Source organism: Pseudomonas sp. FSL R10-0399 (genome assembly GCF_009600165.1).
GTDB classification, from domain to species: domain Bacteria; phylum Pseudomonadota; class Gammaproteobacteria; order Pseudomonadales; family Pseudomonadaceae; genus Aquipseudomonas; species Aquipseudomonas helleri.
The window spans coordinates 15,154-33,121 of sequence record NZ_WIWK01000005.1; the positions used below are offsets into that span (position 1 = coordinate 15,154).

A 17,968-nucleotide genomic window follows, 5' to 3' on the forward strand; every position below is an offset into this window, starting at 1 on the left:
TATGTTGGTTGACTCCCATTGCCACCTCGATCGTCTTGACCTGAACGCTCACGACGGTTCGCTCGATGCCGCCCTTGAGGCTGCGCGTCAGCGGGGCGTCGGGCATTTTCTGTGCATTGGCGTGAGCGCCGACAACGCGGCAGACGTCAAAGCCCTGACCGAGCGTTATGCCGATGTGGATTGCTCGGTGGGCGTGCACCCGCTGGACGTGCAGCCGGGGGCGGCGCCTGCCTTGGACTGGCTGCTGGGCGAATTGAACCACCCGCAGGTGGTGGCGATTGGTGAAACCGGTCTGGACTACCACTACGAACCTGAAGCGGCCGAGCTGCAACAGTTGTCGTTCCGGGTTCATCTGGAAGCCGCGCAACAGACCGGCAAGCCGGTGGTGATACACACCCGCGGCGCCCGTGCAGACACCCTGGCCATGCTGCGCGAGGCGGCATTGCCCCAGGCCGGTGTGCTGCACTGCTTCACTGAAGACTGGGACATGGCCAAGGCGGCGCTGGACATGGGCTATTACATCTCGTTGTCGGGGATTGTGACCTTTCGCAACGCCGATGCGTTGCGCGATGTTGCCAGCAAGGTGCCAGCGGATCGCTTGCTGGTCGAAACCGATTCGCCTTACCTCGCGCCGATCCCCCATCGCGGCAAGCCGAATCTGCCGCAATACGTGCGTGAAGTGGCAGAGTTTCTGGCCATGTTGCGCGGTGAGTCCTACGAGCGCTTCGCTGAGCAGACCACCGAAAACTTCAAGCGCCTGTTCCCGCTGGCCCGCGTAAAAGCTTAAACCTGCCGATACCCCTGTAGGAGCGAGCTTGCCTCGCGATCTTTTGGAAAATCAAAAGATCGCGAGGCAAGCTCGCTCCTACAAAGAAAAATGCAAAAAAAACCCGGACTCTGGGGAATCCGGGTTAAGACCATTAGGAGTAAAACAGAGGTGCACATCCAGTGCTGCCTCAAATGTCGGCGTGGCATTTGGGGGGATGTAACGCCGACAAGGTAAGTATTGGTCAGCTTTGTCGAACGTCCAGTGACGCATTGGTCGTTTTTTAAACAGATTTGGAATACTCGCAATTCGTTTGAGTACGCTTCTGTGGCTCTGTGTTCAGCTGTAAACATCCAGCGGTAGGATGGTCCGTGCAATTTAGCGTGACTAATGCATAATACTCCGCTTCTATTTTGACCCCTACAGACCTTTTCTTATGCACAAAGAACCCCGTAAGGTCCGTGAGTTTCGTCGCCGCGAGCAAGAAATTCTCGATACCGCGCTCAAGCTGTTCCTCGAACAAGGTGAAGACAGCGTCACCGTCGAGATGATTGCTGATGCCGTGGGTATTGGCAAAGGCACGATCTACAAGCACTTCAAGTCCAAGGCCGAGATCTATCTGCGGCTGATGCTCGACTACGAACGTGACTTGAACACGTTGCTGCACTCCGCAGATGTGGATAAAGACAAAGAGGCGCTGTCACGTGCCTACTTTGAATTCCGCATGCGCGATCCTCAGCGCTATCGGCTGTTTGATCGCCTGGAAGAAAAGGTCGTCAAAGGCAACCAGGTGCCTGAGCTGGTTGAAGAACTGCACAAAATCCGCGCGTCCAACTTTGAACACCTGACGCTGCTGATCAAAGGCCGGATCAGCGAAGGCAAGCTCGAAGACGTCCCGCCTTACTTCCACTATTGCGCCGCCTGGGCGTTGGTGCACGGCGCTGTGGCGCTGTATCACTCGCCGTTCTGGAGCAATGTGCTGGAAGATCAGGAAGGCTTTTTCCAGTTCCTGATGGACATCGGCGTGCGCATGGGCAACAAGCGCAAGCGTGACACGGACACGCCTGCGGTCGAGTAATTTCCTGACGTGGCCGAATGCCGTCAGGTCTATACTCGGGCTTGGGTCGTAGCAGAACATGACGCGTGAGTCCTGTTCTGCTGCGGCCCTTATTCCCCGCGCCGGAGCCCTCCATGATTGTTGACCGCCAAGGCAGACGCTTTCGCAATTTGCGTATCAGTCTGACCTCTGCCTGTAACTACGCCTGCACTTACTGTGTGCCGAACGGCAAGCGGCTGGTCGCGGCGCAGGACGAGCTGTCGGCCGAAGCCATGGTGCGTGGGGTCGCTTACCTGATTGAAGCGGCCGGGATTGAACGCTTGCGCATCACCGGCGGCGAGCCGCTGGTCAGTCCCAAGCTTGAAACCTTTATGCGTGAAGTCGGCCAGTTGGGCTTGAGTGATATCAGCCTGACCACAAACGGCCAATTGCTTGCGCGTAAGTTGCCGCTGCTGCTCGACGCAGGTATTCGTCGTCTCAACGTTTCCCTGGATACCCTCGACCCTGCGGCGTTCCGCCGAATTGCCCGTGGCGGCGATTTGCCGACGGTGCTCGACGGGATGCGGCAAGCCCGTGCCACCGGCATGAACATCAAGGTCAACATGGTGCCTCTGCGCGGGCAAAACCTTGATCAAGTCATGCCCTTGCTGGACTACTGTCTTGAGCAAGGATACGAGCTGCGTTTTATCGAACTTATGCGCATGGGCCATCTGGCCAGTGACGGCAACGGGTTTTTGCAGCAGTTCGTCAGCCTGCAACAATTGCTTGCGTTGATCGGCGAACGTTACGAATACCTGCAAGCCGACGCGCCCATGGATGCCACGGCAGTGCGCTATCACATTCCGGATCAGGGCTATTTTGGCGTCATCGCCAACGAAAGCGTGCCGTTCTGTCGGACCTGCTCGCGTTTGCGCCTGTCATCGACGGGCTGGCTGCATGGCTGTTTGTCGTCGAGCAATCGTCACTATGTCGGTGACCTGCTTAACAAGCCGCGCCACGAAGCCTTGCCAGCGCTGCAAGGGCTGCTGATGAAGGCGTTGGGCGACAAGCAAGACATTGCGTTTTCGGGTGGCGCTACGGTAATGAAGATCATCGGCGGCTGAAGGCACTCAAACTGGCGCGCAAACTGCATTACGCGACTATTCGCCGGTTTTCTGTCGCCGGCCATCGGGAGAATAGAATGCGTAGTCTGGTTGGGGGGCTGGCTGTTTTGGCGCTGAGCGGCTGTATGACGGTCAGTGACATGGGCGAAGGCGTGCGTTATCAGATGAGCGACGCCGGGTTGCTCGATCACAGCAATACGCGCCGCAGCAACTCGCTGCGCATTCAGCCAGACTCCTTTATCTATATCGCCCAAGGGGCGTTCGCGCCTGTGGGCGACCCGTACGTGCGGCCCAATGTGGTGGCCGAAGAGGCCTTTAACGGCTTTGTTGAATACTTCCCTATGGTGCGCCGGGCCAAGGCACCGGAAGGGCTGGACGCCGCCATGGCTGAAGCCCGCGGCTTTGGTGCGCATTACCTGCTGTACACCCGTTTTGCACGGGCGGACGACCGTATTGGCAACAGCGACGAATGGCTCGATCAGGAAGAAATCAGCCGCCTGGGTGTCGACAGTGGCGTGATCCAGGTCATGTTGATTGAAACCAGCACTCAGTACCTGATCGACACTGCGACCATTCGCAGCCGTGGCGGCTTGCTGACGTTCCACGACAACAAGCCTGAAGACCTGATCGGCCCGCCGCTGGCTAAGTACGCGCGCAGCTTGATAGGCTTGAGCGATCAATAAGTCGAGGAGAGCAGCATGAGTGAGCCGGTAGACGTCAGTAACCTGTTGGCGCAAATCCCCAAGGCCGACAAGGGGCTGCCTCCGGTTCATCTGTGGGACACGGCTTTTTGTGGCGATATCGACATGCGCATCGCCCGTGATGGCACTTGGTACTACATGGGCACGCCGATTGGGCGCAAGCCAATGGTCAAACTGTTCTCGACCATTATTCGCCGTGATGGCGATGACTACTTTTTAATCACGCCCGTGGAAAAAGTGGGCATCACCGTCGATGATGCGCCGTTTGTCGCGGTTACCCTGGAAGTAGAAGGACAGGGCGAGCAGCAAGTGCTGCGCTTTACCACCAACGTCGACGAACTGATTACGGCAGGCAAAGAACACCCGTTGCGCATCGAGATCGACCCCAAGACACAAGAGCCCGCGCCTTACCTGCTGGTGCGGCGTAACCTGGAAGCGTTGATCCATCGCAACGTGTTCTATCAACTGGTCGAGTTGGCCGTGTCACGCACCCTCGACGGTCAGAACTGGCTGGGTGTGTGGAGCAGCGGCGAATTCTTCGTCATCGGGCCTGAGCCGGACTAAACCCCCAATCCCCCCCTGTAGGAGCGAGCTCGCGTCGCGATCTTTTGATCGTTAAAAGATCGCGAGACAAGCTCGCTCCTAAAAAAGTTATGCTTGCTAAAAAATCCCACTATGTGGGAGTGATATTTATATATTGAGATTTAAGTCGGCTCAGGTTTATAGTCGCTCGCACTGATTCACAGCATTCACTGCCAAAAACAAAACAGGTGAAGCGATGCAGGCGCAATTGATCGCGCTCGATTGGGGGACAACGTCCCTTCGTGCGTATTTACTCGGCCCCGCAGGGCATGTGCAGAACATGCGCTCGCTGGCGTGCGGGATCATGCAATTACCGACCACTGCCCGGCACATTGCTGGCCAGCCTTGCATTGACGGTTTTGAACTGGCATTCGACGCGGCCTGCGGGGACTGGCTGGACGCCAACCCCAGTATCCCGGTGATTGCCTGTGGCATGGTCGGCAGCGCCCAAGGCTGGCGCGAAGCGCCTTATCGCACGACCCCGTCCAGCCTCAAGGCGCTGAGTACTGCCTTGCAAACCGTGCGCAGCGTACGTGGGGTGGATGTGCATATCGTGCCGGGGGTCATTCAGCACTCAACTTTGCCCAACGTGATGCGTGGTGAAGAAACCCAAGTGCTGGGCGTGATGCACAGCCAGCCGAACCTCAACGACTGCCTGATCGGCTTGCCCGGCAGCCATTCCAAATGGGTGCAGGTGCAGGACGGCTGCCTCGTGCATTTCGATACCTTCATGACCGGCGAGCTGTATGCCGCCGCGTGTGAACACACCATTCTGGGTCGCACCCAGCAACAGTCCGGGCAATTTGACGGCGCCGCGTTCGAACGCGGTGTGCAGGTGGCGCTGTCGCCAGACGGTCAGCTCGGACCGCTGTCGACCTTATTCAGTGCCCGTACGCTCGGGCTCACCGGGCAACTGACGCCCACGCAGCAACCCGATTACGTTTCTGGCCTGCTGATCGGCCACGAAGTGTCTGCCTTGAGCCGCGTAGTGCGCCAACGTCGGGGCGACAAGCCTCTGCCCGCGATCATTCTGATTGGCAATGCCCAGCTCTGTCAGCGCTACCAGCGAGCACTGCGCGCGTGCGGCTTCGCTGATGTGAGCCTGGCAGAGCAAGCTACCGAACAGGGTTTATGGCACCTGGCCAAAGCCGCCGGGTTACTCCACCACACGCAAACGGAGGGCTGAGATGCTCAAGCAAGCACTGGCAAAGAACGGACTGATCGCGATTCTTCGGGGTTTGCGCCCGCAAGAGGCGCAGGCCATTGGCAAGGTGTTGTACGACGCGGGCTTTCGAACCCTCGAAGTACCGCTCAATTCCCCACAGCCTTACGACAGCATCCGCATTTTACGCGACTCACTGCCCGCCGACTGCCTGGTCGGTGCGGGCACCGTGTTAACCACTGAGCAAGTGCAGCAGGTCAAAGCGGCGGGCGGGCAGGTGATTGTGATGCCCCATAGCGATGCCAATGTGTTGCGGGCAGCCAAAGCGGCCGGTTTGTACCTGTCACCGGGCGTCGCCACACCTACCGAAGCGTTTGCCGCGCTGGCCGAAGGGGCGCACGTGTTGAAAATGTTCCCGGCAGAGCAGATGGGTCCGGCCGTGGTCAAGGCCTGGCTGGCCGTGCTCCCGGCTGGAACGTTATTAATCCCGGTGGGTGGGATTACCCCGGACAACATGCAGGTATATCTGGATTCCGGAGTGTCCGGTTTTGGGTTGGGTTCGGGGCTGTTCAAGCCCGGCATGAGCCCGCAAGACGTGTCAGTTCGCGCCAAGGCTTATGTGCACGCCTGGAACACGTGGCGTCAGGCTGACTGATTGGCGCTCGCGCCTCCATCGAACAAGAGAGATAAAACAATGAAAATTACCAAACTCACGACCTATCTTGTCCCGCCGCGCTGGTTGTTCCTGAAGATTGAAACCGATCAAGGCGTGACCGGTTGGGGTGAGCCGGTGGTTGAAGGCCGAGCCCACACCGTGGCTGCTGCCGTGGATGAATTGTCGGATTATTTGATCGGCAAAGACCCGCGCAACATCGAAGACATCTGGACCGTGCTCTACCGTGGCGGCTTTTACCGTGGCGGCGCAGTACACATGAGCGCGCTGGCAGGTATTGATCAGGCATTGTGGGACATCAAAGGCAAGGCGCTGGGCGTTTCGGTCAGTGATTTGCTGGGTGGTCAGGTGCGCGACAAGATCCGCGTGTACTCCTGGATTGGCGGCGATCGCCCGGCCGACACCGCCAAAGCTGCCAAAGAGGCCGTCAGCCGTGGTTTTACTGCGGTCAAAATGAATGGCACCGAAGAGCTGCAGTTTGTCGACAGCTTTGAAAAAGTCGACCTGGCGCTGGCCAACGTGGCGGCCGTGCGCGATGCAGTCGGGCCGAACGTGGGTATCGGCGTGGACTTTCATGGCCGGGTGCACAAGCCGATGGCCAAGGTGTTGATGAAGGAGCTTGACCCCTACAAACTGATGTTCATTGAAGAGCCGGTGCTCAGCGAAAACTATGAGGCGCTCAAAGAGCTGGCGCCCTTGACTAGCACCCCGATTGCCCTCGGTGAGCGGTTGTTTTCGCGTTGGGACTTCAAGCGCGTGCTCAGCGAAGGGTATGTCGACATCATCCAGCCGGATGCATCACATGCAGGCGGCATCACTGAAACTCGCAAAATCGCCAACATGGCCGAAGCCTACGACGTGGCGCTGGCCTTGCACTGCCCGTTGGGGCCAATAGCACTGGCTGCGTGCCTGCAACTGGACGCAGTTTGCTACAACGCCTTCATCCAGGAGCAAAGCCTGGGCATTCACTACAACGAAAGCAACGACCTGTTGGATTACGTCAAGGATCCGGCTGTATTCGATTACGACAAAGGCTACGTGAAAATCCCCAACGGGCCGGGCTTGGGCATCGAGATCAACGAAGAGTACGTGCGTGAGCGCGCGATAGTCGGCCACCGCTGGCGCAACCCGATCTGGCGCCACACCGACGGCAGCTTTGCTGAATGGTGAGACCGCTTAGCGCGGCGACGGATTCAGCTTCGACCTCAATAACCATAAGAAAGAGGCATGTCACATGACTAGCACTGTCGCGTCAGCGTCCCTGGTGGCGCCGAGTCGCAAGCGTTTTTTCATCATGGTGTTGCTGTTTATCACTGTGGTGATCAACTACCTGGATCGCAGCAACCTGTCGATTGCCGCCCCCGCGCTGACCAGCGACTTGGGCATCGATCCTATCCACGTCGGGCTGATCTTCTCTGCCTTCGGCTGGACCTACGCCGCCATGCAAATTCCGGGCGGTTGGCTGGTGGACCGCGTGCCGCCGCGCATTCTCTACAGCGTGGCGTTATTGCTCTGGTCGCTGGCCACGGTGATGCTCGGGTTTGCCGCCAGTTTTATTGCCTTGTTTGTACTGCGCATGGCGGTCGGTGCGCTGGAAGCACCGGCGTATCCGATCAACAGTCGGGTGGTTACCACGTGGTTCCCTGAGCGCGAGCGCGCCACCGCCATTGGTTTCTACACCTCCGGGCAATTTGTCGGGCTCGCGTTTCTGACCCCGGTGCTGGCGTGGTTGCAGCATCATTGGGGCTGGCACATGGTGTTTATCTGCACTGGTGCGGTGGGCATTATCTGGGCCGGGATCTGGTACGCGGTGTATCGCGAGCCACGTGACTTCAAAGGCGCCAACCCGGCAGAAATAGAGCTGATTGCCGCAGGGGGCGGGCTGGTGGATATTCAAAGCCAGACCGCCAAGCGCAAGGCGCCGTTCAGTTGGCTGGACCTGGGCATCGTGCTCAGCAAACGCAAGTTGTGGGGCATCTACCTGGGGCAGTTTTGCCTGAACTCGACGCTGTGGTTCTTTCTGACCTGGTTCCCGACCTATCTGGTCAAATACCGTGGCATGGATTTCATCAAGTCGGGTCTCTTGGCTTCGCTACCTTTTTTGGCCGCTTTTGTGGGCGTGCTGTGCTCGGGGTTTTTCTCCGACTGGTTGATACGTCGCGGTTACTCGGTGGGCTTTGCGCGCAAGCTGCCGATCATTGGCGGGTTGTTGATTTCGACCTCGATCATTGGCGCCAACTTTGTTGAGTCGACGCCGCTGGTGATAGCGTTTCTGGCCTTGGCGTTCTTCGGTAACGGCCTGGCCTCGATCACTTGGTCGCTGGTGTCTACTCTTGCCCCGGCGCGGCTGCTGGGCCTGACGGGCGGGGTGTTCAACTTCATAGGCAACCTGTCCGCCATTGCCACGCCCATCGTGATTGGCTTTTTGGCCAGTGGCGATTCGTTTGCTCCGGCCATCACCTACATTTCGGTGCTGGCATTGCTCGGGGCGCTGTCCTACATCTTGCTGGTGGGCAAGGTTGAGCGCATCGAGCTGTAGCCGTCGGCCAGCCGGGCGACCATAATGCCGCCCGGTTCTCTCCCTTCTATGCAAAGGCTGGCTATGCAGGACGACTCTTCGAAAACCGCCCCCACCGGCACCCAAACCCTGTTGCGTGGGCTGGCGGTGGTTCACGCCGTGGCCAACGGTGCGCGTGACCTTAAAGACATCGCGCGCGCCATCGGCACCACGCGCAGCACCACGCATCGACTGGCCAGTTGCCTGGTCGACGAGCGTTATTTGCGGGTATTGCCGCAGGTGGGTTACTTGCTGGGGCCAAAACTGATCGAACTGGGTTTTCAGGCGCGTGAAGAACTGCCGCTGGTGACGCTGGCCGGGCCGTACCTCGACGAACTCTCGAGTTTGACGGGTGACACCATTCACCTGGCCGTGCGTGAAGGCGACGAAGTGCTGTACCTGCATAAGAATCCGGGACGCAATGGGCCGGAAATGCGCTCGCGCGTAGGCCACCGTATGCCGTTGGCGCGTACCGGGATTGGCAAGGCCATGTTGCTGGATGCACCGCTGGGGGAGTGGCGTCGCTTGTACGAAAAAAGCCATCCGGTGGGCGGTAAAAACCCGTTATGGCCGGATCATCAAGAAGTCACGTGGGAAGAGTTCGAGCAACGGATGCGCAGCTACGTGGCGGGCGGTTATGCGTTTGACCTTGAAGACAACGAACCGTCGATTCGTTGTGTGGCAGCGCCCATCCGTGATGCCAGCCGCAAAATCGTTGCGGCTATCAGCATCGCCAGCACGGTGCCTTATATGTCCTTGGAGAAAATGACCGGGCTGATCCCGGTCATTACCCATGCCGCGCAACAGATATCGGCAGAGTTGGGCGGGTAACTCGATCTCCTGTAGGAGCGAGCTTGCCTCGCGATCTTTTAACGATCAAAAGATCGCGAGACAAGCTCGCTCCTACAGGGTGGAGATGGTTAAGCCTTCAGCGTTTTCATGTCGATCACAAAGCGATATTTGACGTCGCCTTTCACCACGCGCTCGAACGCCTCGTTGATGTTTTTGATGTCGAGCATTTCGATGTCACAGGCGATGCCGTTGGCTGCGCTGAAGTCGAGCATTTCCTGGGTTTCAGCAATGCCGCCAATCAACGAGCCAGCCAGTACGCGACGCTTGAACACCAGGTTGAACGCATCCAGTGCCGGGTCAACCGGTTCGATCAGGCCCACGAGGATGTGTACGCCGTCAAAACGCAGGGTTTCGAGGTAGGGGTTGAGGTCGTGAGGGACCGGGATGGTGTCCAGCAGGAAGTCGAAGCGGTCGGCAGCGGCTTTCATTTGCTCCGGGTCGGTGGACACGATCACGTGATCGGCACCTTGTTTGTAGGCTTCTTCTGCCTTGGCCGCCGAGCGGGTGAACAAGGTCACTTCTGCGCCCATGGCCTTGGCAAACTTGATGCCCATATGGCCCAGGCCGCCCATGCCCAGAACGCCGACTTTATCGCCCGCTTCTACGCCGTAGTGCTGCAGCGGAGAGTAGGTGGTGATACCGGCGCACAGCAGCGGGGCAGCGCTGGCCGGGTCGAGGTTTTCAGGGATGCGCACGACAAAGTGCTCGCTCACCACGATGCTGTCCGAGTAGCCGCCCATGGTGTTGGTGCCGTCGACCCGGTCTGGCGTGCAGTAGGTCATGGTCGCGCCTTCCAGGCAGTATTGCTCCAGGTCTTCTTTACAGGCCGAGCACTCGCGGCATGAGTCAACCATGCAACCCACACCGACCAGGTCGCCGACTTTGTGCTTGGTGACTTTGTCGCCGATGGCGGTGACTTTGCCGACGATCTCGTGGCCCGGCATCACCGGGTACACCGCAAAGCCCCACTCGTTGCGTGCCTGGTGGATGTCTGAGTGGCAGACGCCGCAGTACAGGACTTCGATGGCTACGTCGTCCGGGCGCGGTGCGCGGCGGTTGAACTGCATCGGAGCAAGTGGCGCTGAAGAGGTTTGAGCGGCATAGCCGATGGCGTTGTAAGTGACGTTGGACATGGGAAACCTCGAATAGCGATAGCTGTGAACAGGGCGCAAGTGTGCGCCCGCAGTCCTTGCAGGACTATGACGATTCCTCCGCGTGTCATGCCTATTCGTCCGAACTCGCGGAGCAACTGTCGCTTTATTGATCAATTCTGCGAAGATGCGGCGATCCATTACTGCTGTGAATTATTTCCATGTTTTTAACGCGTCACCGCGATGAGAACGCCACGCTGGTGTCCCTTATCAAACCGCTGGCCAACCGCCTGGGCTTTGTTCCTACCCTGATGCCTGAGGTGCGCGTGGTGTCGGCCTGCAACACCGTGGCGCGGATGCCGCAGATCTATGAGCCGAGCCTGATGGTCATCGCCCAGGGCAGCAAGGTGGCCTATCTGGGCACCCGGACCATGGAGTACGGCGCCGGGCATTACCTGGTGCAGGCCTTGTCGGTGCCGTTTGAGTGCGAAACCTTTGCGTCTGAAGAGATGCCGCTGCTGGGCGTCGCGATCAGCATTGACCGGGCGGTGCTCGGAGAGTTGGTGCTGGCCATGGGCCTGGATCCTGAGCGCAGTATCGCCCAGACCCCGGAGTCCATGACCTCGGCGGTGCTGGATGATGAGATGCGTCAGTCGGTTGAGCGTTTGTTGCGCTGCCTGCATGACCCGCTGGAGTGCCGGATCATGGGGCGGGCGCGCTTGCGCGAAGTCCTGTTTGCCGCTTTGCGCGGTCCGCAAGCCAGTGTGTTGCGGGCGTTGGTTGAGCAGCAGGGTCAGTTTGCCCGGGTAGCGGCCTCGCTGACCCATTTGCATGAGCATTTTGCTGAACCGCTCAACGTTGAGACCTTGGCCCGTTGCGCAAACATGAGCGCGTCGACCTTTCATGAACACTTCAAGCGCAGCACATTGCTGTCGCCGGTGCAGTACCTCAAGCGCCTGCGCCTGTTGCGGGCGCAGCAGCTGCTGTTAAGTAATGAAGGCTTGGGTGTGGCGCAAGTGGCTGAGCGTGTGGGTTACCAGAGCACTTCGCAGTTCAGTCGCGAGTACAAACGCTATTTTGAGCGCAGCCCGGGGTGTGAAAGCTCGGTGTGCTGAGCGCCCGGAGGCTGTAGGAGCGAGCTTGCCTCGCGATCTTTTAAACGATCAAAAGATCGCGAGACAAGCTCGCTCCTACGGACTTACATGTTCGGGTAAGTCGGGCCGCCAGCACCTTCCGGGGTTACCCAGGTGATGTTCTGCGACGGGTCTTTGATGTCGCAGGTTTTGCAGTGCACGCAGTTTTGCGCGTTGATCTGGAAGCGCTTCTCGCCGCTTTCCTGGGTAATCACTTCATAAACGCCAGCCGGGCAGTAACGCTGGGCAGGTTCGTCGTAGAGCGGCAGGTTAACGTTGATCGGAATGCTCGCGTCACGCAGCTTGAGGTGGCACGGCTGTTCTTCTTCGTGGTTGGTGCTGGAAAGGAAGACCGAGCTGAGTTTGTCGAAGCTGAGTTTGCCGTCCGGTTTCGGGTAGTCGATCTTCTTGCAGTCTTTGGCCAGCTTCAGGCAAGCATAGTCTGGTTTGGTGTCGTGCAGGGTGAACGGCAGTTTGCCGCCGAAGAAGTTCTGATCGACCCAGTTGAAGCCTGCGCCCATGAGCGGGCCGAACTTGTGCATCGCCGGGCCGAAGTTACGGCTGGCGAACAGTTCTTCGTACAACCAGCTGGCTTTGAAAGACTCAACGTAAGTGTTGAGTGCGTCACCGCCTTCGGAGCCTGCAAACAGCGAGTCGGCCACGGCGTCGGCAGCGAGCATGCCGGACTTCATGGCGGTGTGGCTGCCTTTGATCTTGGCCACGTTCATGGTGCCCAGATCGCAACCGATCAGTGCGCCACCGTTGAAGACCATTTTTGGCAACGAGTTCAGGCCGCCTTTAGCCAGCGCACGTGCGCCGTAGCTGATGCGTTTGCCGCCTTCCAGGTACTGCTTGAGGACCGGGTGGTGCTTGAGGCGCTGGAACTCATCGAACGGCGACAGGAAGGTGTTGCTGTAGGACAGGTCGACGATCAGACCGACCACTACCTGGTTGTTTTCCAGGTGATAAAGGAAAGAACCGCCAGTGTTTTCGTTGCTGGTGATGCCCAGCGGCCAGCCAGCGGTGTGTACGACCAGGCCAGGCTGGTGCTTGGCCGGATCGATTTCCCAGATTTCTTTCAGGCCGATGCCGTAGTGCTGGCTGTCTGCGTCACTGTCGAGGTTGAAGCGTTCGATCAGTTGCTTGCCCAAATGGCCGCGGCAGCCTTCTGCGAACAAGGTGTACTTGCCGCGCAGTTCCATGCCGGGGGTGTACAGGCCTTCTTTCGGCTTGCCTTCGCGGTCAACGCCCAGGTCGCCGGTGATGATCCCGCGAACCACGTTGTTTTCGTCGAACAGTACTTCCTGGGCGGCGAAGCCCGGGTAGATTTCTACGCCCAGGTTTTCGGCCTGCTGAGCCAGCCAGCGGCACAGGTTGCCCAAGGAAATAATGTAGTTGCCTTCGTTGTGCATGGTTTTAGGCACAAAGAAGTCAGGTACTTTTGTCGCAGAGCTGTCGCTGCGCAGTACATAAATGTCATCACGGGTCACCGGCGTGTTCAGCGGTGCGCCGAGTTCTTTCCAGTCCGGGAACAATTCGTTCAGGGCGCGGGGTTCAAATACCGCACCGGACAGAATGTGTGCGCCGACTTCGGAGCCTTTTTCAACCACGCAGACGCTGATTTCTTTACCGGCTTCGGCGGCCTTCTGCTTAAGACGGCAGGCGGCGGACAAACCGGCAGGGCCGGCGCCGACGATGACCACGTCGAATTCCATGTATTCGCGTTCCACAGGCTATCTCCTACTCAAGGCTCAACGGTGTTTTCTAATTGGAGGTTTGGCGTTTCATCCATTATTCCCTCGCTTGGCAGTCGAAGACGCAATGGATGAGGCGCCGCTCTCTCTATGGGCGCGCATTATATCTACACCACTAGCAGCGTCCAATACAAACGTTTGTTTGAATTCGCTGCAAGCCAGACAAATCAATGACACGCGGCTCTAAAGTGGCCGATTTGCTGTATTGACCGCAAATGGTGTTCCGGTCAAGATACGGGCGGTTTTGCGCTCGCCGTAGGCTGATTGTTGGTTTCAAGAGCACCTCTAAAGACAGGGCACAGGCATAAGCGTGCAGGAGCCTGACATTTTTTGAGCGGAGTTTACACGTCCTTTTGGTGGATGACTTGGTAGTCACACCTGACAGACGGTCGCACGGGAAGGGCATAGCAACGATCTTTGGAGGTGCCCTTGTGCTGATGAGCATCAACCGCCAGGTTCGCCTAGGCGACTTTCTTTTCACCGGAGAGTAACGAGGAATCCATGAAGGTTCTTGTAGCTGTCAAACGAGTGGTCGATTACAACGTTAAAGTACGCGTCAAGGCGGACAATTCCGGCGTTGACCTCGCCAACGTCAAGATGTCGATGAACCCCTTCTGCGAAATCGCTGTGGAAGAAGCCGTACGCCTGAAAGAAAAAGGCGTTGCGACTGAAATCGTCGTCGTCTCCATCGGCCCGACTACCGCTCAAGAGCAACTGCGCACCGCGCTGGCTCTGGGTGCCGATCGCGCCATCCTCGTCGAATCCGCCGAAGACCTGACCTCGCTGGCCGTGGCCAAGCTGCTCAAGGCTGTGGTCGACAAGGAACAGCCTCAGTTGGTGATCCTGGGTAAACAGGCCATCGACAGCGACAACAACCAAACGGGCCAAATGCTGGCTGCGCTGACCGGTTACGGTCAGGGTACCTTCGCTTCTAAAGTAGAAGTGTCGGGCGACAAGGTTGCTGTGACCCGTGAAATCGACGGCGGCGCGCAAACTGTTTCGCTGAGCCTGCCGGCCATCGTCACCACCGACCTGCGTTTGAACGAGCCGCGCTACGCGTCTCTGCCAAACATCATGAAGGCCAAGAAGAAACCGCTGGAAGTGCTGACGCCAGACGCGTTGGGCGTTTCGACGGCTTCGACCAACAAAACCGTAAAAGTTGAAGCACCGGCTGCACGTAGCGCGGGCATCAAGGTCAAGTCGGTGGCTGAACTGGTCGAGAAACTGAAAAACGAAGCGAAGGTAATCTAACAATGACTATCTTGGTAATCGCAGAACACGACGGCAAAGTACTGGCTCCGGCCACACTGAACACCGTAGCCGCCGCTGCTAAAATCGGTGGCGATATCAACGTCCTGGTGGCAGGCCAAGGCATTGGCGCAGTCGCTGAAGCGGCCGCAAAAATTGCTGGCGTGGCTAAAGTGCTGGTGGCAGACAACGCCGCTTACGCGCATCAACTGCCAGAAAACGTTGCTCCGCTGGTCGCTGAGCTGGGTAAAGGCTACAGCCACATCCTGGCTGCCGCGACTTCCAACGGCAAAAACATCCTGCCGCGCGTTGCTGCGCAGCTGGACGTTGACCAGATCTCCGAGATCGTTTCGGTGGTCAGCGCTGACACCTTCACTCGCCCAATCTACGCCGGTAACGCCATTGCGACCGTGCAATCGACTGCGCCAGTCAAAGTGATCACCGTGCGTGCGACCGGTTTCGACCCGGTTGTTGCTGAAGGTGGTTCGGCTGCTATTGAAGCCGTGGCAGCGGTTCACGATGCAGGTACTTCGTCGTTCGTTGGCGAAGAGCTGGCCAAGTCGGACCGCCCTGAACTGACCGCAGCCAAAATCGTCGTTTCTGGCGGTCGCGGCATGCAAAACGGTGACAACTTCAAACACCTGTACGCTCTGGCCGACAAGCTGGGCGCTGCTGTGGGCGCGTCGCGTGCTGCAGTTGACGCAGGTTTTGTACCGAACGACATGCAGGTCGGTCAGACCGGCAAAATCGTTGCGCCACAGCTGTACATCGCCGTCGGTATCTCCGGCGCGATCCAGCACTTGGCCGGTATGAAAGACTCCAAAGTGATCGTTGCGATCAACAAGGACGAAGAAGCGCCGATCTTCCAGGTAGCCGATTACGGTCTGGTGGCGGACTTGTTCGAAGCAGTACCTGAGCTGGAGAAACTGGTTTAATCCAGTCGCTTCACTTATAAAGAGCCCGCTTATCCGGGCTGTCAGGAAGGGCAGAGCACTCAGTGTTCAGCTTTCTCTTAACAGCCTGAATGACCGGGTTTTTTTATGCGTTTGAATGATCCACGTGGAGCGTAGGAATATGGATGTGCGTAAGGTAAGCAGGTTGTTATTGGGGTTGGCATTGATGCCTTTGCTGTCCGAGGCTGCGGGTAAATGCGAGCGCCTGATCGTGACCGGCAGCCCCGATGCGCCGCCGTATCTGTGGCGCGACCCCGCCAATCCCACCCATTTGATCGGCGCCAGTGCCGATCTGTTGCAACACGCTGCCGAAGAGCTGGGCATCAAGGTTGAGGTGCTTTATGCAGGTAAGCGTTCCCAGGCTCAGGACGAAGTGCGCACCGGGCGCATGGACATGCTGCTTGATGCGCCACTGACCCTGGCCGGGTTGAACTCCCTGGATTACATCCACCCGCCGCTGGTGCGTAACGATTACCTGGTGTGGACGCGCAAAGACTCGGCCTTGCACTACGAAACCCCGGCCGACTTGCACGGGCATACCGGCGCGCTCTCCGAGAAGGCCCGGCTGACCGAATCTTTTGATGCTTTTGCACAACGTCAGCTCACCCTCAAGCCGCAACCCAGCCTGACCCAGGCGTTTCAAAAGCTGTTGCTGGGCCAGGTCGAATACGTTTTGGCCGGGCGTTATGCCGGCATGGCGACTGCGCAAACCCTCGGCATCGCCGATGACTTGCAAGCGCATTCGCAACCGATTGATCAGCCGGGGCTGTTTTTGGCGGTCTCCCATGACTCAGCGTGCAATGAGCCGTGGTTGCGCGGACAGCTCGCCAAAAAGATGACAGAATTGCCCGCCTCCGGCATGGCCGAGGCCGCTTTGCAACGCAATCTGGAGCGGTGGAAATCGCAACTGCAGCAACCGCTCAGCGCCCCAAAACAGTAGGAATTTTTAGTGACGATTCGACCTCTTTTCGCAGCCCTGGCTGTTATGGCTCTGGCGGGGTGTGCGAACGACCCTGCACCGAATCAACAAATACGCTTGAGCGAACAAGCCTTGGAGCAAGCCAGGGCGGTCGGTGCGAATGCCGACGATATGCCTGAACTCAAACAGGCTGAAGACAAACTGGCCCATGCTCAGGCCGATATGCTTGAAGAGTCCTACAAAGACGCGCGCCTGCAGGCCGAGCAGGCTGAGCTTGATGCTCGCCTGGCCGAGGCGCGGGTTCTGACGCAAAAAAGCCAGGAACAATTGAACGTGCTCAACACCCGCATTACCCGCTTGCGCAAACAACTGGCGGAGGCCCAATGACCCTCAAGTCCAGTGTTTTCAGCAGTGCCGTGTTGTTAGGCAGCATAAGCCTGGCCGGTTGCGCCGGGCATCACAGTGGCGAGCAGGCCTTGCAGCAGGCCAACAGCGATTTCCAGGCGGTTAAAGAAGACAGCAACGTCTTGCGCATCGCGCCTAAAGACGTGATTCGCGCCGGTGAATCGCTGGCTCGCGCCGACCGATTGTCCAGCTACTGGGGCAGTGGCGATGATGTGGTGCACTACGCCTACCTCAGCCAGCGTTATAGCGAGATTGCCCGTGAGCACACGCAAAAAGTGCTCAATGAGGAGCGTGCGGCCAAGCTCGAGCTAGAGCGTCAGCGCCTGCAACTGGCCTTGCGCGAAGCCAAGTTGTTGAGTGTTCAGCAGCAGGGCAAATGGCTGGAAGAGCAAATCATCAGCCTGGCGACCACGCAGACTGACCGTGGTTTGGTCATGACCTTGGGCGACGTGTTGTTTGATACCGGCGAAGCGGATTTGAAAAACTCGGCTAACCGCACAGTCCTCAAGCTGGTGCAGTTTCTGCAACTGAACCCCAAGCGCATCGTGCGCATTGAGGGTTACACCGACAACACCGGTGGTACAGAAGACAACCTCACCCTGTCGCTGGCGCGGGCCCAGACCGTAGCCGATACGCTGGTCGACCTGGGGATCGACGAAAAGCGCGTTCAAGTGGCCGGTTATGGCGACCAGTACCCGGTGGACGTCAACGCCACCGAGCGCGGCCGGGCGCAGAACCGTCGGGTTGAAATCGTCTTCTCTGACGAAAAAGGCCAACTGGGCGCCGCTCGCTAAGCGCAACACCGTCTGGTAGGAGCGAGCTTGCCTCGCGATCTTTTAACGATCAAAAGATCGCGAGGCAAGCTCGCTCCTACAGGTTCTTTGCCGCTCACCCATACAGTTAACCCGCGGTCTGCACTGTACGGCTCAGAATAGTGGCAACTGTGCCCGTACACTTCTAAACTGTTCCGGTATTGTTCATCACAAAAATGCTTCCTATAAAAAAAATGCCT

The 17,968-nt window shown here is 58.3% G+C and carries 18 protein-coding genes; 16 read left to right on the forward strand and 2 right to left on the reverse strand.

The features are described 5' to 3' along the window. Nucleotide 1: 1 nt before the first annotated feature. The 10 genes from GHO41_RS02450 (at nt 2) to GHO41_RS02495 (ending at nt 9,432) form a co-directional block, all read left to right on the forward strand. A complete protein-coding gene (locus GHO41_RS02450; protein ID WP_123750193.1) occupies nt 2-787 on the forward strand; it encodes a TatD family hydrolase in 786 nt (261 codons plus the stop codon). A gap of 415 nt (nt 788-1,202) precedes the next feature. Beyond that, nucleotides 1,203-1,844 (forward strand): TetR/AcrR family transcriptional regulator, encoded by a 642-nt coding sequence (locus GHO41_RS02455; RefSeq protein ID WP_048368789.1) that lies wholly within the window; start codon nt 1,203-1,205, stop codon nt 1,842-1,844. Nucleotides 1,845-1,957: 113 nt separating this feature from the next. Then, on the forward strand, nt 1,958-2,926 hold the full coding sequence (locus GHO41_RS02460) for a GTP 3',8-cyclase MoaA (protein ID WP_153432872.1): 969 nt from the start codon (nt 1,958-1,960) through the stop codon (nt 2,924-2,926). A 77-nt stretch (nt 2,927-3,003) separates the two neighbouring features. Further along, nucleotides 3,004-3,609 carry a DUF4823 domain-containing protein gene (locus GHO41_RS02465; RefSeq protein ID WP_048389082.1) on the forward strand — a complete coding sequence of 202 codons (606 nt, stop codon included), beginning with the start codon at nt 3,004-3,006 and terminating at the stop codon, nt 3,607-3,609. 15 nt (nt 3,610-3,624) lie between these two features. After that, nucleotides 3,625-4,191: a DUF1285 domain-containing protein gene (locus GHO41_RS02470; RefSeq protein ID WP_153432873.1), complete on the forward strand. Its 567-nt coding sequence runs from the start codon at nt 3,625-3,627 to the stop codon at nt 4,189-4,191. Nucleotides 4,192-4,405: 214 nt separating this feature from the next. Next, nucleotides 4,406-5,395: a 2-dehydro-3-deoxygalactonokinase gene (locus tag GHO41_RS02475; RefSeq protein WP_153432874.1), complete on the forward strand. Its 990-nt coding sequence runs from the start codon at nt 4,406-4,408 to the stop codon at nt 5,393-5,395. 1 nt (nt 5,396) lies between these two features. Next, on the forward strand, nt 5,397-6,026 hold the full coding sequence (locus GHO41_RS02480) for a 2-dehydro-3-deoxy-6-phosphogalactonate aldolase (protein ID WP_153432875.1): 630 nt from the start codon (nt 5,397-5,399) through the stop codon (nt 6,024-6,026). Between the two features lie 39 nt (nt 6,027-6,065). After that, entirely contained in the window at nt 6,066-7,214 is a 1,149-nt protein-coding gene (dgoD, locus tag GHO41_RS02485) for a galactonate dehydratase (protein ID WP_048389091.1), read from the forward strand. 64 nt (nt 7,215-7,278) lie between these two features. Next, entirely contained in the window at nt 7,279-8,583 is a 1,305-nt protein-coding gene (locus GHO41_RS02490; RefSeq protein WP_153432876.1) for an MFS transporter, read from the forward strand. Nucleotides 8,584-8,646: 63 nt separating this feature from the next. Then, nucleotides 8,647-9,432, forward strand: a complete 786-nt coding sequence (locus GHO41_RS02495; RefSeq protein ID WP_153432877.1) for an IclR family transcriptional regulator — start codon at nt 8,647-8,649, stop codon at nt 9,430-9,432. An 89-nt stretch (nt 9,433-9,521) separates the two neighbouring features. Here GHO41_RS02495 and GHO41_RS02500 read toward each other — a convergent pair whose 3' ends face one another. Next, nucleotides 9,522-10,586, reverse strand: a complete 1,065-nt coding sequence (locus tag GHO41_RS02500; protein WP_153432878.1) for an NAD(P)-dependent alcohol dehydrogenase — start codon at nt 10,584-10,586, stop codon at nt 9,522-9,524. Nucleotides 10,587-10,765: 179 nt separating this feature from the next. Between GHO41_RS02500 and GHO41_RS02505 the strand changes: the two genes are divergently transcribed. Continuing rightward, nucleotides 10,766-11,659 (forward strand): AraC family transcriptional regulator, encoded by an 894-nt coding sequence (locus GHO41_RS02505; protein ID WP_048368784.1) that lies wholly within the window; start codon nt 10,766-10,768, stop codon nt 11,657-11,659. An 83-nt stretch (nt 11,660-11,742) separates the two neighbouring features. Here GHO41_RS02505 and GHO41_RS02510 read toward each other — a convergent pair whose 3' ends face one another. Then, nucleotides 11,743-13,407: an electron transfer flavoprotein-ubiquinone oxidoreductase gene (locus GHO41_RS02510; protein WP_371928815.1), complete on the reverse strand. Its 1,665-nt coding sequence runs from the start codon at nt 13,405-13,407 to the stop codon at nt 11,743-11,745. A 525-nt stretch (nt 13,408-13,932) separates the two neighbouring features. Here GHO41_RS02510 and GHO41_RS02515 point away from each other — a divergent pair. The 5 genes from GHO41_RS02515 to GHO41_RS02535 all read left to right on the forward strand — a co-directional run bounded on the left by GHO41_RS02515 (nt 13,933) and on the right by GHO41_RS02535 (nt 17,750). Further along, a complete protein-coding gene (locus GHO41_RS02515; protein ID WP_048368782.1) occupies nt 13,933-14,682 on the forward strand; it encodes an electron transfer flavoprotein subunit beta/FixA family protein in 750 nt (249 codons plus the stop codon). Nucleotides 14,683-14,684: 2 nt separating this feature from the next. Then, nucleotides 14,685-15,614, forward strand: coding sequence for an electron transfer flavoprotein subunit alpha/FixB family protein (locus GHO41_RS02520; RefSeq protein ID WP_153326979.1), 930 nt, complete (start codon nt 14,685-14,687; stop codon nt 15,612-15,614). A gap of 139 nt (nt 15,615-15,753) precedes the next feature. After that, on the forward strand, nt 15,754-16,572 hold the full coding sequence (locus GHO41_RS02525; RefSeq protein ID WP_153432879.1) for an ABC transporter substrate-binding protein: 819 nt from the start codon (nt 15,754-15,756) through the stop codon (nt 16,570-16,572). 9 nt (nt 16,573-16,581) lie between these two features. Continuing rightward, on the forward strand, nt 16,582-16,938 hold the full coding sequence (locus GHO41_RS02530) for a DUF4398 domain-containing protein (RefSeq protein ID WP_048368779.1): 357 nt from the start codon (nt 16,582-16,584) through the stop codon (nt 16,936-16,938). Continuing rightward, nucleotides 16,935-17,750 (forward strand): OmpA family protein, encoded by an 816-nt coding sequence (locus GHO41_RS02535; protein WP_153432880.1) that lies wholly within the window; start codon nt 16,935-16,937, stop codon nt 17,748-17,750. Before GHO41_RS02530 ends, GHO41_RS02535 begins: the two co-directional genes overlap by 4 nt. The last annotated feature ends 218 nt before the right edge of the window (nt 17,751-17,968 follow it).